The 15,654-nt window shown below is 51.6% G+C and carries 14 protein-coding genes; 7 read left to right on the top strand and 7 right to left on the bottom strand.

The window, feature by feature from the left end; translation table 11 throughout:
• Positions 1 to 5 precede the first annotated feature (5 nt).
• Positions 6 to 518, bottom strand: a complete 513-nt coding sequence (locus NSP04_RS14465) for an STN domain-containing protein (protein WP_257513060.1) — start codon at positions 516 to 518, stop codon at positions 6 to 8.
• A gap of 91 nt (positions 519 to 609) precedes the next feature.
• A complete protein-coding gene (locus tag NSP04_RS14460) occupies positions 610 to 1,953 on the bottom strand; it encodes a sigma-70 family RNA polymerase sigma factor (protein WP_257513059.1) in 1,344 nt (447 codons plus the stop codon).
• Positions 1,954 to 2,393: 440 nt separating this feature from the next.
• Here NSP04_RS14460 and ahpC point away from each other — a divergent pair, with 440 nt between their 5' ends.
• The 5 genes from ahpC to NSP04_RS14435 all read left to right on the top strand — a co-directional run bounded on the left by ahpC (position 2,394) and on the right by NSP04_RS14435 (position 6,445).
• The gene (ahpC, locus tag NSP04_RS14455) at positions 2,394 to 2,957 is read left to right on the top strand and encodes an alkyl hydroperoxide reductase subunit C (protein ID WP_257513058.1); all 564 of its coding nucleotides are present in this window, start codon (positions 2,394 to 2,396) and stop codon (positions 2,955 to 2,957) included.
• A gap of 96 nt (positions 2,958 to 3,053) precedes the next feature.
• The gene (gene ahpF, locus NSP04_RS14450) at positions 3,054 to 4,628 is read left to right on the top strand and encodes an alkyl hydroperoxide reductase subunit F (RefSeq protein ID WP_257513057.1); all 1,575 of its coding nucleotides are present in this window, start codon (positions 3,054 to 3,056) and stop codon (positions 4,626 to 4,628) included.
• Between the two features lie 161 nt (positions 4,629 to 4,789).
• A complete protein-coding gene (locus NSP04_RS14445; protein ID WP_257513056.1) occupies positions 4,790 to 5,539 on the top strand; it encodes a hypothetical protein in 750 nt (249 codons plus the stop codon).
• Positions 5,540 to 5,642: 103 nt separating this feature from the next.
• Complete coding sequence (locus tag NSP04_RS14440; protein WP_257513055.1) at positions 5,643 to 6,128, top strand: hemerythrin domain-containing protein; 486 nt, start codon at positions 5,643 to 5,645, stop codon at positions 6,126 to 6,128.
• 14 nt (positions 6,129 to 6,142) lie between these two features.
• Positions 6,143 to 6,445, top strand: coding sequence for a hypothetical protein (locus tag NSP04_RS14435; protein ID WP_257513054.1), 303 nt, complete (start codon positions 6,143 to 6,145; stop codon positions 6,443 to 6,445).
• Between the two features lies 1 nt (position 6,446).
• Here NSP04_RS14435 and NSP04_RS14430 read toward each other — a convergent pair whose 3' ends face one another.
• From NSP04_RS14430 to NSP04_RS14420, 3 genes are read right to left on the bottom strand one after another with little or no spacing between them, the layout of a single operon-like run.
• Positions 6,447 to 6,758 carry a DUF3325 family protein gene (locus tag NSP04_RS14430; protein ID WP_257513053.1) on the bottom strand — a complete coding sequence of 104 codons (312 nt, stop codon included), beginning with the start codon at positions 6,756 to 6,758 and terminating at the stop codon, positions 6,447 to 6,449.
• Positions 6,751 to 8,442 carry a PepSY-associated TM helix domain-containing protein gene (locus tag NSP04_RS14425; protein ID WP_257513052.1) on the bottom strand — a complete coding sequence of 564 codons (1,692 nt, stop codon included), beginning with the start codon at positions 8,440 to 8,442 and terminating at the stop codon, positions 6,751 to 6,753. The genes NSP04_RS14430 and NSP04_RS14425 overlap by 8 nt, the downstream gene beginning before the upstream one ends.
• Positions 8,443 to 8,454: 12 nt before the next feature.
• Positions 8,455 to 8,754 carry an iron uptake protein gene (locus NSP04_RS14420; RefSeq protein WP_257513051.1) on the bottom strand — a complete coding sequence of 100 codons (300 nt, stop codon included), beginning with the start codon at positions 8,752 to 8,754 and terminating at the stop codon, positions 8,455 to 8,457.
• Between the two features lie 153 nt (positions 8,755 to 8,907).
• On the opposite strand from NSP04_RS14420, the gene NSP04_RS14415 reads away from it, so the two are divergent.
• Positions 8,908 to 9,318 (top strand): hypothetical protein, encoded by a 411-nt coding sequence (locus tag NSP04_RS14415; protein ID WP_257513050.1) that lies wholly within the window; start codon positions 8,908 to 8,910, stop codon positions 9,316 to 9,318.
• An 89-nt stretch (positions 9,319 to 9,407) separates the two neighbouring features.
• A complete protein-coding gene (locus NSP04_RS14410) occupies positions 9,408 to 11,363 on the top strand; it encodes an alkaline phosphatase D family protein (RefSeq protein ID WP_257513049.1) in 1,956 nt (651 codons plus the stop codon).
• Here NSP04_RS14410 and NSP04_RS14405 read toward each other — a convergent pair.
• Together NSP04_RS14405 and NSP04_RS14400 are read right to left on the bottom strand one after the other, a co-directional pair.
• A complete protein-coding gene (locus NSP04_RS14405) occupies positions 11,360 to 12,469 on the bottom strand; it encodes an efflux RND transporter periplasmic adaptor subunit (protein WP_257513047.1) in 1,110 nt (369 codons plus the stop codon). The genes NSP04_RS14410 and NSP04_RS14405 overlap by 4 nt on opposite strands.
• A gap of 2 nt (positions 12,470 to 12,471) precedes the next feature.
• Positions 12,472 to 15,594, bottom strand: a complete 3,123-nt coding sequence (locus tag NSP04_RS14400; protein ID WP_257513046.1) for an efflux RND transporter permease subunit — start codon at positions 15,592 to 15,594, stop codon at positions 12,472 to 12,474.
• Positions 15,595 to 15,654 lie beyond the last annotated feature (60 nt).

Genomic DNA, 15,654 nt, shown 5'->3' with positions numbered 1-15,654 from the left:
TCAAGTTACTCCCCTGAAATGACATTCACCGAGAATGGCGTTTCCAGCAATGAGCGCTCGCCCAATACGCCAATTTTTGCATTCTTCGCAGAGAATCCAGCCGCTGTTGAAGCGCCATACACGGGCTCACCCTCGGCTGTCACTGTCACCGCCTTTAGGGTTGACGCGCCAGCAGGTGAATTTTTAACCAGGGTATAGCCGACCGATGTAGGCTGCAAAACCACACCAGTTCCCGCCAATAATTGCATGGCTGCCTGCTCGAAAGTGTATTTACCTTTCAGGGTGGAGTTGCTCAAACCATTGAGCAATGCCGGGTCATATGACAACACCACACCGCGCTGCTGCGCGAGCATATTCAACGAGACCGACAAAGATCCTGCCGGTATATCAATTGAACTTTGCTGCGCATAAGCTGACGAGCTTGTGAAAAACGCGGCGCTGGCAAGGCCGGTCATGGCCAGGTGTAGGCCCAGTACGATTGGGCTTAACTTGCGGGGCAAAGCAAATGAAGAAGACATGAGAAATTTTCCAATTTATCAAATGGGTTGAAATAAAGGTTCAACTCATATGCCAATTGAAAAAAGAAAAAGTACACCAAACATTCGACATTTATTCAGCCTGATCTCGTGCCACCAATAGCACAGGACCTGAGGCAGCCAATGTATTGTGCTGAATCAACTGGACCGGCAAGGCATCTTGCAATGCCATCAAAGCAACTTCAGGTTGATTCAACGGAAATGTTCCGGAAACAAGCCAGCTTTCGACTGCCTTATCGCAATACAAAGTGGCTGTTCGGTATCGATTCATTTCAGCCGCCCATTCTTTCAAGGTCACCGAACTGGCCACATACAAACCACGTACCCAAGCCGATTTTTCGCCGGAAACGGTTTGATGCGAAATCAGTCCGTATCTGCCAAATTCCGCCTGTTCACCAGCTTTCAACAAATGAGTGTCCCCACTCGCCAAAGGAAGCCACTGCACACTGTCCTCAAACACCTCAACCAGGGTGCTTTGAGCGCCCTGTTCAACCGAGAACACAGTTCCCATCGCTTGCACAAAACCCTCGCGAGTGCGCACCATCGGCTTCAAATCATTTGTTCTCGATGTGCTTGCAGTGTTGATCATGACTCGGCCACGGCGCAAAACGATCAGCTTTTGAGTTGCTGTAAATGTCAAATCAACAGCGGTGTCGGAATCGAGAGTCAACTCGCTGCCATCGGGCAATATTTGGGTTTGGATTTCGCCTTTGGCACTAGTCCAGTCTGCGGAATAATCGCTGCGATGATAACCATAAAACAGCCCGCCGGAGCCGAACAGTACCGCGAGGGATTTCAGTACGGCACGGCGACTAAAACGCGGCATGGTAGCCAGGGCCCTGGACGACATTAACCGTTGCCTTGCATCCAGATTTGAAAAATTTAATGCGGCTTGTTCAACACCCGAGCAACGCTTTTGAGCTTGGGCAATGTACTTTTTGACCATGCTCAGCGAAACGCCCAGATCACCGGCAATCTCCTGCTGCTTTTTGCCTTCAAGTTGAGCCTGTAAAAATGCATAACGAACTTTTCTTGGCAAGTCCCGCAAGCATTGATCCAACTCAAGAAGTGTTTCAAACAACACCGCCTTTTGTTCCGGGCCAGGCGTGTTATCGCTGGGGAAAGATGAAAGCGCTGCCAGATACGCCTTCTCAAGGTCTACCCGCCGATAATGATTAACCAGCAGGCCATGAGCCACTGCGGTCAACCAGGCCCTAGGCTCACGAATGGCTGGCAATTGTTGGCGCTGCTCATACAACCTCAAGAATACCTCTTGAGCCAACTCACTGGCCGCACCATTACAAGCCAAACGACGTTGAAACCACGCCGCCAACCAATCCGCATGTTGACCGTAGCAGTGAGCAAACTCTATATCCAGAACATGTCGTTGAAGAGTGCCGCTGGCCTCGCGGTGCATGATAGGAAAACTCCGGAATTGAGATGGGCAAGTTGTGATGAAAACAAAAATACCTCATCTCTTTAATGAGAATGATTTTTGTTTATATTCGCAAAATAATGGTCGACTGTCAACTGCGCCGTTTGACTGCGTGGAGTCATTCTTTTTGTGTGCCGCGTTGCAGCATTCACCATCAATTAACTCTACCTTAGGAAGCAGAGCGCCCAAAAATAGAGTACTTATTCCAGAAAAATTAAAATACCAGACCGGACCATAGACTGCTTGATTTCTTTTTCTTTGCGGGCTAAGCACTTACATTCAAAAATTCAGGACCAAAAAATACGATAGCGAATGACAATCACTTCAATAACTCAATTAAATTTTGCAATCGCACAATTTCTTCTGTAGAATTGGCGGTGATTAATTAACTGACTGTTCATTAACTTTTTGGAGATCATCAAATGTCTTTGATCAACACAGCAATCAAGCCTTTCAAAGCAACAGCATTTTGGAATGGCAAAGAAATTCAACTGACCGAAGCCGATGTCATGGGCAAATGGTCTGTGTTCTTCTTTTACCCAGCCGACTTCACCTTCGTGTGCCCCACTGAACTGGGCGACCTGGCTGACCAGTATGAAGAACTGAAATCGATGGGCGTGGAAGTATTCTCTGTTTCAACAGACACGCACTACACCCACAAAGCCTGGGCTGATGCCACAGAAACAATTGGCAAGATCCGCTTTCCAATGATTGGTGACCCCACTGGTCAAATTACACGCAACTTTGGCGTAATGATTGAAGAAGAAGGTCTGGCACTGCGCGGTACATTCGTAATGGACCCACAGGGCGTGATCAAGGTCATGGAAGTTCACGATCTGGGTATCGGCCGTGATGCATCTGAACTGAAGCGCAAGATTCAGGCTGCCCAGTACATTGCAAAGAACCCAGGCCAGGCTTGCCCAGCCAAGTGGAAAGAAGGCGACGCAGCCTTGACTCCATCACTGGACCTGGTTGGCAAAATCTAAATTCAAATCACCTTTGAATTTGTTGTAAAAAACCGCTCCCCACAAGGGAGCGGCGAATGTTCAAAAACAATCGACGAACACCCCTCGGAGTACCCCATGCTCGATGCAAACATCAAACAACAACTGAAGACCTATCTGCAGATGCTGCGCCACCCCATTGAATTGGTGGCATCGCTGGACAATAGCGAAAAAGCACGCGACATGGAACAGCTTGTTCAGGAAATTGGTGAGTGTTCAGACCAGGTGTCTGTTCGCCTCGACGGTGAATACAATCTGCGCCCTTCATTTTCTATTGCCAAAAAAGGTGAAGAAGGTCGCGTGCGTTTTGCCGGTTTGCCCATGGGGCATGAATTCACATCGCTGTTGCTGGGCCTGTTGCATGTTGGCGGTCACCCACCCAAAGTGGAAGCTGACGTCATCGAACAGATCAAGGACCTGCAAGCGCCCGCGAATGGCGGTCATTTTGAAACAGTGATTTCGTTGAGCTGCCACAACTGCCCCGACGTGGTGCAGGCATTCAACACCATCGCGGCGTTGAACCCCGCATTTAGCCACACCATGATTGATGGTGGCATGTTCCAGCCGCTTGTGGAACAACGCAAGGTGATGGCGGTACCCACGGTGTTCCAAAGCGTTCAAGGTGGCACCAGCACGGAAAGCTTCGGTTCTGGCCGCATGACACTGGAAGAGATTGTTGCCAAGCTGGACACTGGCGCCGCCGAGAAAGACGCAGCCAAGTTAAACGCCAAAGGCGAGTTTGATGTGTTGATTATCGGTGGTGGCCCCGCTGGCGCAGCCGCTGCAATTTATGCCGCACGCAAGGGCGTGAAAACCGGCGTGGTCACCGAGAAATTTGGTGGCCAGGTATTGGACACACTTGGCATTGAAAACTTCATTTCCGTGAAAGAAACCGAAGGTCCGAAACTGGTTGCCGCGCTTGAGCAGCACGTGAAAGAATACGACATTGATGTGATGAACCTGCAACGTGCTAAAGGTTTGAAAAAACTGGATGACGGCAAGGTGGAAGTTGAACTCGAAAATGGCGCGAAGCTGAGCAGCAAAACAATTATTCTTAGCACCGGCGCACGCTGGCGCGAAATGAATGTGCCCGGCGAAGCCGAGTACCGCAACAAAGGTGTGGCTTATTGTCCGCACTGTGATGGTCCCCTGTACAAAGGCAAACGTGTTGCGGTAATTGGTGGTGGCAATAGCGGTGTTGAAGCCGCCATTGACCTGGCTGGCATTGTGAAAGAAGTCACCTTGTTTGAATTCGACACCAAGTTGAAAGCCGACGCTGTGTTGCAGAAAAAACTGTACAGCCTGCCCAATGTGAAAGTGATTTTGAATGCACTGACCACCGAGGTAAACGGCAATGGCACCAAGGTGTACGGCCTGAGCTACAAAGACCGTGCAACTGACGAAACAAAGCAGGTTGAACTGGAAGGCATTTTTGTTCAAATCGGTTTGTTGCCCAACACCGATTGGCTGAAAGGCACGCTGGAATTGAGCAAACACGGCGAAATTGTGGTGGACCACAAAGGCCACACCAGCATGGAAGGCGTATTTGCTGCAGGCGACTGCACAACAGCACCCTACAAGCAGATCATCATCGCCATGGGCGAAGGTGCAAATGCTTCATTGGCGGCATTTGATCATTTGATTCGTCAGTAAACGATGCGCTTTCGGCCAATTGGTCGAGGCAATCACCTCACTGCCACCCTCTGCGGTGGCAGTGTCATTTCCAGGCATGCCCTGGTTATGTGCGCCCCCCAACAGACGTGATTTCAGCGGCCCACTACATTGCAAGATCTTGTCAATGTTAAGGACTGCCAATGAATACCACGACCACCGCCACTACCCATCCTCAGGATTACGGCTACAACGTCAACAACAACTCGCGTTCTTTAAGCCCTAGCGCCGTTTCATGGGGTGCCATTGTGGCAGGCGCCGCTGGCGCTGCCGCGCTGTCTCTCATCTTGCTCATTCTTGGAATGGGCCTGGGTTTGTCCTCCGTGTCGCCTTGGGCGAATGAGGGAATCAGTGCTGAAAGCTTCGGGATGTCGACCATCATCTGGCTCACTGTCACACAGCTTCTTTCTTCTGCATTGGGCGGTTATCTGGCTGGCAGGTTGCGCACCAAATGGGTTGATGTTCACAACGATGAAATCTATTTCCGGGATACCGCACATGGCTTTCTTGCATGGGCAGTCGCATCCTTGGTCACGGCAGTACTTCTTACTTCGGTCATTGGATCCATTTTGAGTGGAGGAGCGTCCATGGTCAGTAATGTCAGCAACACAGCGACCATGGCAGCAATGGCGGCCAACGAATCTCAAGGAACAGGCATATCGCAGCAGGACATGGAGCAACGTGTCAGCGAAATTTACACACGGGTTCAAAACGAAATACAAGGGTCGGAAGAATCTAGAAAAGAAGCCACAGAAGCCGCCCGTGAAGCATCTGCATATGCTGCTTTGTGGATTTTTGTGGCTCTGTTAATTGGCGCATTTGCCGCAAGTTTGTCCGCCACGTTCGGTGGCAAGCAACGTGATGCAATCAACACCGATCACTCCACCTTATAAGGCCCCCATACCATGCGCTCACTAATGTTGCTGTTTTTAGGGATCCCCATACCCATCATCATTCTGCTCGCGATCTTTGTATTTTGAACCCAGGAGAAACACCATGACCGACACACGAAACACCGAAATATTCGACACCACTGAAACAGAAATGGACGCAGTGTCAATGTTGAAAGCCGACCATGAAAAGGTAAATGCCTTGTTTGAGGAGTATGAAAAAGCAGAATCTGACGAAGAAAAAAAAGAACTTGTCGCTGAAATTTGTGCGGAGTTAAGTGTGCATGCCCAGCTTGAAGAGGAAATTTTTTACCCTGCATTCAAAGCAGCACATGAAGACAAAATGCTGGTTCCCGAAGCCACAGTGGAACACGCAACGATGATGAGTTTAATTGAGCAAATCGAAGGCATCGAACCCGATGGCGAGGACTACGACGCGAAGGTGAAGGTGCTGTCTGAGTATGTAAAACACCATGTGAAAGAGGAGCAAAGCGAAATGTTCACAAAAGCCAAAACCGACTCACTGGATTTGGACGAACTTGGCGCATTGATGGCAGAGCGCAAGATCGATTTACTTGCGGAACGGGATTAAAGGAGGAACTCACCATGAACAACCCTTGGTTAAAAGCAAACCCTTTTATGAGCATGTGGCTTAGTGGCTTCAATCAGATAACCGGCGCGGCACGTGCACAGGCCACTTCACAGGCCAAACGGCAAGTTACAGCTGCGATTAATAAAGCGACCACGGAAAACGTGAAAGCAATGACAAGCGCTTCGAAACCTGCCCCGGCAAAACCCAAAGCAGACACCAAAGCAGAATCGAAAACGGGATCCAAGTCAGAAGTAAAAACTGACAACAAAGCCGAGCCAAAACCCAAGCCCAAGGCAAAGCCGAAAGGCGGCAAGTAAGTTAAAAGGGCCAGCACACCTTCAGCACTTGGGGCTTTTTCGACAAGCCCCAAGCCAGAAAGGCAGCTGAGCCCGCCATCAACATGACCCAAACCAGCACAGCAATCGATGGCCTGTCTGCAAGCAGACACAGCGCCAATGAAAGCAACAGCGCGAGACTACCCAGCACCTTCAGCAGCTTGCGCGGCGGCTTGTTGTCGGCCAGTGCAATTTGCCTCGTTTGCGCCCAGTGCACATCCATCGACAAGGCCAGCCAACACATTCCCAGCAAACTTAACACCACTGCCATGGCCAAATAAAAAGTTTCAGACATGAGCAACCTCGTGATTATTATTTGCAACGTATGACGCAGCACCCTGTCTTCGGGCCATTTTCAATGCGGCCCAGCTTGCCAATGCCGCACAGGTCAACAAACTCAAATCGACACCTGCCACAGGCCAATACGGATCAAGGAACACGGTTTGAATCAAGTGATCTCCCGTGGTCACCCAGTTCAAAACCACAGCAGTCAAACACAACACCGCAATGGCCCAGCACTGTTCACGCCAAGCGGGGTTAAACGCTGCATGGCGCACCGGTGCACTGCGCACGTAGGCATGCAACATCGTCAGGGCCCATACAAGCCAGAAAGCTGCTTTCTCCCAATCACCTTTGCCAACCATGTCCGCAGGCAATAGGCGGTTCACTACCAGCATGCCAAGGGCGGCGATCACCATGCCGGTTACCGTGGTCATGCCCAATGCCTCCACCACACGGCTTGCATTGCTGCCGCTTTTGGCGTGCTGCAACTTGCGCTTTTCTACAAAGAAAACAAAACCGGTGGCTATACACACACAACCCAGAAGGCCACCCAACACATACAGCCAACGCAAAAACCAGTGTTCAAAATGCTGAAGGTGCAAGCCAGTCAGGAACTGATCGATTTCGGACACCACGGATCGCGGTGGCTCTTCATACAACACTTCGCCGCTACTTCCCTTGAAGTGAATCGCCTCACCCACCAAAGCCACCCTATCGCTACCTGCCCTGTAAATGCTTGCATAACTGTTGGCGTCGCCCACGTGGTGAACCACCAGGAAGCCGACCTCTCCGGCCATGTCGCGGGCTGCCCAGCGGCGCTTGGCTTCTTCAACCATGGAGTCAACCGACGCCAGTGGTGCAGCCACACCCGCCGCATCATGCGGCAAACCTTTGGCAGCAGACTCTCGCATTTCATGCTGCTGGTGCATTGGCTTTAAGAGAGTATCGCCTACGGGCAAGTAGATCCCCGCGAAAATCACAAGGCCAGTAAATGCGAAAAAGAAATGAAACGGTAACGCAACCACGCCAGTTAAATTGTGTAAATCAAGAGTTGCGCGTTGTGTGCGCTTCCAGGGGCGGAAAGTAAAAAACTCGCGAAAGAATTTGCGGTGCATGATCACGCCGGTAACCAAAGCAACCAGCATCACCAAACCCGCCAAACCCACCACCCAGTACCCCAGGTTTTTCCATTTTAGGTGCAGGCTGTAATGCATCGGGTAAAACCATTCACTGCCAATTTTGAGTTGATCATCGGGCAACAAGGTACCCGTACGCGGATCAATGGTCACGTTCTTGTGAATGTGGTTGTGGTCTTCCGGATTTTTGGCCAAGGGCACACCAAAACCTGCCCCCATACGCAACACGGGGTCGCGGTGTGTGGTGTAAGCCCAGTACTCATCGATTGGAAGTTCAGTGCGGGGCGTAATTTCCCCTTTTGCCGGGTCGTGAAGACGCGGCATGTTTGCAGCGTAATCCTGTTCATCAGGTTCAAGTTGCTGAAACACAGGCAGCAGAACCTTGTCGAAAGAAGGCATGGGTTGCGCATCAAAACGTGTTTCAGGAATCGCCCAACGATCAATTTCCCGATCAAACACCGACAAGGAACCAAAGAAAAAGCAGATCATCAGCACAAAGCCCAACACCAAGCCAAACCAAGTGTGCAACCACGCCATGGACAAACGGAAATTACTCAACACGACAGCGCCCCTTTAAACCAAGATACTTTGCTGAATGCCCCGGGCAGCCAGAGTCATCAACGCCCCGCCCCCCGCCAACACAGTCCACACCACCGCCACACGGCGGCAAGCAAACGCCCACAGAAATACGCCTGGAAATACAAGAAAGGCCATGATTAGCGCTGCAGTTTCTGCTTCGTGAAAATCAACACCCACTGCAACCAGGCCAGCAATTCCGACCGCAGTAAAGCCCCAGGTAAAAAGGTAACCACCCAGCACAGCCGATAGAATTCGACTGATCAAAAGATAATTCAGATGATCCAATTTGGTCATTGCAAGCTCTGCATTAAAATAAACGCTAATGATAATTATTATTACTTACTAAATCAACGAGGAATTTGATTTTTTGTCTTGATGCATTCAAAGCCCGCCTACACTTCGCCATCTGCTACAGTCAAGCTCTATTAGGAGCTGCGTTTGAATCCCATGAATTCACTGAATTTTTTTCTGGCTATTTCTCTTTCTTCACTGCTTTTTGGTAACCTGGCGCAAGCTCAAGCACCCAATCCAGCGCCCGTTCAAAATTCCGAGTCACGCACCTGTTTACAACTTGAACAGGAAGGCCAAACACGCTTTAAAAAGCTTGAAACCCGTGCAGAGGAATTGCGTGGCAGCGAAAAGTTACTGGCAGACCGACGGTTGGCCCTACAAAATGAAAAAAGAAAGTTGAGTGACGGCAAAACCGACGCTGCAGCGAAAGCCAAACACAACGAGGCGGTGAATACGTTCAATCAGCAGGCCGATCGCTTGAACACGGACAAGGCCCAATTCGAAACCGATTCAGCTGCTTTCACAACATGGATGACGTCAACCCTGCAACCCGCTTGCAAAGGCTGAGAACACTTGGGCCTGAGCATGTACACCGATTTACCACGTAAACGTTGAACAAAGTTGCTTGGGCTTAATCCACACAATTCATCGGCAGTATGACCATTCAGTTAGACGCATCCGGAACACAATCAATCCAAACCCTGTTGGCTGGCCCAATACTGCGCAGAATGCAAAGCGATCGCATTACCCTGTGGCTTGCAACGTCCAAACCGGTGCAGTGGCGCCTTGCCCTTTTCCCGAATAAACACGATTCCCAAGTTCACGAAATTCGCAGCCACTGCCGCCAGCTGAAAGTTGCGGAGCGTTTTTACATTCACTTGATCGATTTGCCGCTGGACATGGAACTGCCCCTGAACACTTGGGTGGGCTATGAACTTGGCCACCGTTCTGGCGGGGACGAGGAATGGATCAATTTGATTCACGAAGCACCTCACCTGCTCTACCCTGGCAAGACAACTCTGGGCTTCGTGATTCAAAATCAAATAAAAAGCGTGCTGCATGGCTCATGTCGCAAACCGCACTACACGAGAAAAGAAGGCACATCTGCTGGCGATGGGCTGGCCCGCGCAGATCGACACTTGCTGGAAAGTTCGGCGGACCCTACCCAATGGCCCGCGCTACTGGTCATGAGTGGTGACCAGGTTTACACAGACGACGTGGCCGGCCCCATGCTGGTGGCCATCCACCACTTGTTAAGCCAGCTGCAAGACCCCGTTGAAGAATTGCCCGGAACCAAGCTAACAAACAGCCAGGAACTTCACCAGCAACAACCCCATTACTACACACGGCACGAACTACTTCCGAAAACTGAAGCCTCGAGAGACCTGCGTACAGTGTTGTTCACGGGTGTAAAAAAACCTGTATTCACGACGGATAACGCCAGAAACCATCTAATTTCTCTGGCCGAAGTCATGGCCATGTACTTGCTGGCGTGGTCGCCCATTCCGTGGCGGTACACGGACATGGCGATGCCCTCTTCCATACCCACCGAATTCGCGGAACGCTACGATGCACAGCTTGCAGCAATTGAAGAATTTGTGGCTGAGCTGGACAGCGTTCACCGGCTGATGGCGCACCTGCCTGTTGCCATGATGTTCGATGACCACGACATCACAGACGACTGGAACCTGAGCGCAGACTGGGAAGAAACAGCGTATGGCGAGCCTTTTTCGCGGCGAATTATCGGCAATGCACTTTTGGCCTATTTGGTGTGCCAGGGTTGGGGCAACGCCCCGGAAAACTTTTCCGATGACATGATGCAACGCTGTGACGAAGCCTTGCAAATTCCAGGGCAAGAAGCACACGAAGAGCTGATTGGCGAACTGATCGCGTTCCGTGGCTGGCAATACAAATGGAACACCGAACCAGTGTTAATGGTGATCGACACACGCACCAACCGCTGGCGCGCGGAATTCAACCCGTCACATCCTTCGGGTTTGATGGACTGGGAAGCCCTGTCGGAATTGCAACAACGTTTGCTTGGCCATGACGCGGTGCTGTTGGTTTCACCAGCCCCAATGTTCGGTGTAAAACTGATCGAAGGCATTCAGAAAATATTCACCTGGTTTGGCAAACCGCTGATGGTCGATGCCGAAAACTGGATGGCCCACAGGGGTGCTGCCAGTACCTTGCTGAATTTGTTCAGGCATGGCAAAACGCCACAAAATTTTGTGATCCTTTCCGGCGATGTGCACTATTCATTTGCCTATGAAGTCGAGCTGCGTGCCAAAAAAACCAGCCCCAACATCTGGCAAATTACCAGCAGTGGATTTCGCAATGAATTTCCCCGCAGACTGCTGGATACGCTGGATCGATTAAACCGATGGCTTTACGCGCCCTGGTCGCCATTGAACTGGTTCACCAAACGCCGGAAGATGCGAATTATTCCGCGCAAGCCCGACCACGGAAGCCGTGGCGAACGGCTTGTGAACGGAAGCGGTGTAGGCCTGCTTACGCTCGATTCCAACGGCGCGCCGTTGAAAATCATGCAGTTGATGGCAGACGGCGATTGCATCTACTTCGAAAAACGCCTGGAATCAGAAGCGCATTAATTCGCCAGTTCTACCACCTGACCTTCTTTCAGCAAGGCGTTCGGGTTCACCACAATGCGGTCTTGCGTGCCCGCACCTTGCAGAACCTCGACCATGGTCGGGTAATTCTTCCCCAAAGTTACTTTTCTGAATTCCACCTGGTTCGCATCATTCAATGCAACCAAGGTGGCACCACCGTCCCGGTACACAATGGTGTTGGCCGGCACCGTCACACTGCTGCCCTTGCCATTTGACACCACCTTTAACATGGCATTCAATCCAGCAGCCAAGGCAAGTTCACGGTTGTCGAACTCGTATTCAATGCGCACAGTTCCTGATTCTGATCTCAATTCCTGAGAGGACCGTTTGTAGTTCACGGGGATGCTTTGTCCAGGTCGTTCAGCAATCGTCAAGCTTGCATCAACAGACGGATCAATCCGGAACAACTGTGGCTGGGGTACATCCACCTGCACCCGCAACACATCACTGTTGATGATTCGGTAAAGCATCATGGAATCAGTTGGACTAACCCGATCCCCACGGTCAATATTACGCTCGGTGATTACTCCGTCAAACGGGGCGGTCAACGTTAAATAGGCGACCTCGCTTTGCAGACGCAGCACCTCGGCCTTTGCAGCGGCCAAATTGGCTTTGGCCACCTCTTCCATACCGGTCAATTCATCAACCTGCTGCGCCGACACTGCGCCAGCAACACCCAAAGGCTCTACGCGTTCACGATTTCTTTTGGCCACGAGCAATTCGGCTTCACGCTGTCGTTGAGCAGCTCGCGCGGAGTTCAAAGAAGCCTCCAGTTCTGGCGCAGAAATTCGTGCCAGCACTTCACCCGCTTTTACACGGGTACCAATGTCGGCATAACGCGCCTGAACAAATCCCGAGCTGCGTGCGAACAAACTGGCTTCGCGAGAGGGTGCCAAGCGGGCTGAGAACTGAATGTCGCTGCCCATCTCGGAAGCCTTGGGCTGCACGACATTGACCACGGGGGCCGACGCCGCCTCCCCGCTTTGTGGTTTCAGGTTGGCTTTGGCGTCTTGTCCCCAATACACCAGCCCCGTGCCCACCGCGAACAACACGCCGACAGCCAATACAATTACCGTACTTTTATTCATGTTTATTCCTCCACCAGCGCTTGGCTGGGCACTGCATTTTTCATGGCAAATGCGAAAATCAAGGGCACCACGATCAAGGTGGCCACAGAACCAGTCATCAAACCGCCAATTACAGCGCGAGCCAGTGGTGCATTTTGTTCGGCACCTTGCCCCAAAGCCGTGGCCATCGGTATTAGCCCCACGATCATGGTCAAAGCGGTCATCAGGATGGGTCGAATGCGTTGGCGAACAGTTTGTGTGGCTGCATCCCAAGCGCTCAAGCCCTGCACCCAAGCGTCACGGGCAAACGATGTCAACAGCACACTGTTGGCCGTTGTAATGCCCATGGTCATGATCAATCCCATCAAAGCAGGCACGCTGATGGGCGTGCCGGTTAAGTACAATGCGGCCACTGCACCCGATAAGGCGATCGGCAAGCTGCTCAGCGCCACAAAAGGCAGTGTCCAGGACTGAAAGTTGAACACCATCACCAACACAATCAAGGCCAACGCACCCAGCAAGCCCACAGCCAGTTCTTTGAATACTGCGGTCATTGCAGCGGCCTGTCCGTTGATGTCAATTCGATTGCCGGGTTTCAATCGACCCTGCACCTGCGCTACAGCTTCTTGAGATTGTTCTGCCAACACCCGCAAATTCGCACCGGGCGCGTTGGCCAAAACACTGATAACGGGCTGTAGCGTTGAACGGACCACACTCGCGGGCACGGTTCGGGGGGTGATGCTGGCAATCGCACCCAGCTGAATGCTGTCGCCAGTTGGCGTGGTGATGGGCAAGCGCAACAGGTCGTCTGCAGAACTTATGCTTTGCAATGGTGCCTGCACCTGTACCACGTACGAAATACCAGCGCGCGGGTCGGACCAGTAACTGGGCGCCACAGTGCCCCCAGTACCCAACACAGCGAGCAGAGTTTGCAATGCATCGGCAGAAGTGATGCCCAGTGCCAAGGCGCGATCTCGATCAATCGACACCATGTATTCGGGCAAGTTACCGACCTGTCTCAGCATCAAGTCGCTGATGTCGTCTGAGCCATTCAGCTTCGCCAGTAGCTCCTGCGCGATGCCAATGTTTCCCGGTACATCCCGTCCAATGACCCGAATCTCTGCGGATGTGGGTGTTAGGCCCGACAAAGTCTGATTGGTAATGTCAGCAGGTAAAAAGAGGAACTTAAAATTGGGGAAGCGTTCGCTCAGCTCTGCTCGCAACAAGGTTTGATATTCAAATGTACTGGCCTGTTTCGGGTCAAGTTCAATCAGCATTTCGCCGTCAAAGCCGCCCACCGTCATCGTGTCCACCCACGCCATGTTCACAGGGTCGGGCTGGCCGATCAACTCCACAATTTGTTTGAGTTCGGAAGGGGGGATCAAATCACGGATGGCGGTTTGCACCTTTGCAAAATTATTGGCAGTTTCCTCTACCCGTGTTCCCGCCGGGCCACGCACATAAAGTTTAAGCAAACCGGCATCCGTACGCGGAAAATACTGTTGTGGGCTGATGGCCAGCAACACACCTGCACTGGCAACAATCAACACAACCACCAAAGCCACCACTGGCCCCTTGGCGCGCAGCGCGGGCAGGCGGTCTGCTATGCCATGGCCCAAGCGGTCAATCGACGCTTCGAGCTTGTCAAAGCCCTTGTAATGCCTGTCATTTTTGCTGAGATAAAGCGCGGCCAAAGTGGGCACCACGGTTCTTGAGAAGAAATAGGAGGCGGCCAATGCAGCAATCACCGTAATGGCCAAGGGCTGAAACACGTAGCCAGCAATGCCTTCCAGGAAAAAAATTGGTGTGAACACAATACAGGTTGATACGGTGGAAACAAATTCAGGAAATGCAACCTGCTTTGCCCCTGCCAGTGCAGCCTGCGGTGCGCTTAAGCCCAGGCTGATGTTGCGATTGATGTTCTCGATTTCAACCATGGCATTGTCGACCAAAATACCCACTGCCAAAGCCAAACCTGCAAGACTCATCAGGTTCAGGGTGTGGCCGGTTAATTTCACCACAATGACCGCAACCAACAGCGACAACGGAATTGACACCAACACAATCAGACTGGACTTGAACGATCCCAGAAAAATGAACACCACCAATCCCACCAGAAAACCCACAATCAAGATTTCTTTGGCGATTAGATCCACCGCACTTTGTACAAACACCGATTGATCGAAAATTGGGATCACTTTCGCACCGGCTGGCGCTGCGGCCTGTATTTCAGGCAGACGCTCTTTCACTTTTTTGATGATGTCAGTGGTCGAGGCGTCACCAATCTTCACCATCGACACCAACACGGCACTGCTACCGTCCACTCGGGTCAGGTTGGTTTGATTGGCCCCTCCGTCACGCACGTCAGCCACATCGCGCAGCTTCACGATACGTCCATCTTTGGCGCTGATGGGCAGGTTCTCAAACACCTCGGCGGTTTCAGGGCTGGCGTCCACGGAGATTTGCATGTCTCGCAGGCCTTCCCGCACATTGCCCGAAGGCAATGTTTGATTCTGTTGATTCACAGCTTCAGCCACGTCAGCGGCAGACAAGCCGAATGCAGGCAAGGCATCGGGTTTCAGATCAATCATGATCTGACGGGTCGCACCGCCATAAGGCAAGGTCAGGCGCATGCCGCCAATGCTTTGAATTTGGCCGCGCAGTTGAATGCGTGCATAGTCCGCAAGCTGGCTTTGACTAAGCGTGTCTGATGACACCACCATGCTTAAAATGGGCCGGCTGGACAGCGAATTGCGCACCACAATTGGCGGGCTGGTGCCGGGGGGCATGCGCCGCAAGATCGTTTGAGAAATTGCGGCAACTTGGGAAAGTGCAATGTCGATTTCAACGTTGTCTTGAAAAATTACACGCACCAAGCCAACGCCATTGAAGGTTTCTGAAGAAATTTCCTTCACGTTGTCGACGTTGTTCAACAACGCCAATTCCGAGAATGACGTAATTTTGCTGGCCATTTCACGGGCGTTCAAACCTTGATAGGTCCACACCACATTCACAACCGGCGTTTCCACTTCTGGAAGAATGTCGACCGGCAACTGCCTAAGTGACGTCAAACCGAGAATGAGCACCAATATTGCCAATGCGCCCATTGAATACGGTCTGCGCAATGCGTACTTCACCAACCACATTGTGTGTCCTTTGCCTGCTGCCTCTTTGCACAGCCCTCTTTGAGCACCATTGCCCAAAAA

The sequence above is a fragment of the Limnobacter parvus genome, assembly GCF_024623725.1.
GTDB classification, from domain to species: Bacteria; Pseudomonadota; Gammaproteobacteria; order Burkholderiales; family Burkholderiaceae_B; genus Limnobacter; species Limnobacter parvus.
This window is presented reverse-complemented; position numbering and strand designations above follow the sequence as displayed.

Excerpts from the sequence above, each read along its gene's own strand:
- NSP04_RS14465 (WP_257513060.1), bottom strand. The coding sequence starts at position 518 with ATGTCTTCTTCATTTGCTTTGCCCCGCAAGTTAAGCCCAATCGTACTG.
- NSP04_RS14460 (WP_257513059.1), bottom strand. The coding sequence starts at position 1,953 with ATGCACCGCGAGGCCAGCGGCACTCTTCAACGACATGTTCTGGATATA.
- ahpC (WP_257513058.1), top strand. The coding sequence starts at position 2,394 with ATGTCTTTGATCAACACAGCAATCAAGCCTTTCAAAGCAACAGCATTT.
- ahpF (WP_257513057.1), top strand. The coding sequence starts at position 3,054 with ATGCTCGATGCAAACATCAAACAACAACTGAAGACCTATCTGCAGATG.
- NSP04_RS14445 (WP_257513056.1), top strand. The coding sequence starts at position 4,790 with ATGAATACCACGACCACCGCCACTACCCATCCTCAGGATTACGGCTAC.
- NSP04_RS14440 (WP_257513055.1), top strand. The coding sequence starts at position 5,643 with ATGACCGACACACGAAACACCGAAATATTCGACACCACTGAAACAGAA.
- NSP04_RS14435 (WP_257513054.1), top strand. The coding sequence starts at position 6,143 with ATGAACAACCCTTGGTTAAAAGCAAACCCTTTTATGAGCATGTGGCTT.
- NSP04_RS14430 (WP_257513053.1), bottom strand. The coding sequence starts at position 6,758 with ATGTCTGAAACTTTTTATTTGGCCATGGCAGTGGTGTTAAGTTTGCTG.
- NSP04_RS14420 (WP_257513051.1), bottom strand. The coding sequence starts at position 8,754 with ATGACCAAATTGGATCATCTGAATTATCTTTTGATCAGTCGAATTCTA.
- NSP04_RS14415 (WP_257513050.1), top strand. The coding sequence starts at position 8,908 with ATGAATTCACTGAATTTTTTTCTGGCTATTTCTCTTTCTTCACTGCTT.
- NSP04_RS14410 (WP_257513049.1), top strand. The coding sequence starts at position 9,408 with ATGACCATTCAGTTAGACGCATCCGGAACACAATCAATCCAAACCCTG.
- NSP04_RS14405 (WP_257513047.1), bottom strand. The coding sequence starts at position 12,469 with ATGAATAAAAGTACGGTAATTGTATTGGCTGTCGGCGTGTTGTTCGCG.
- NSP04_RS14400 (WP_257513046.1), bottom strand. The coding sequence starts at position 15,594 with ATGTGGTTGGTGAAGTACGCATTGCGCAGACCGTATTCAATGGGCGCA.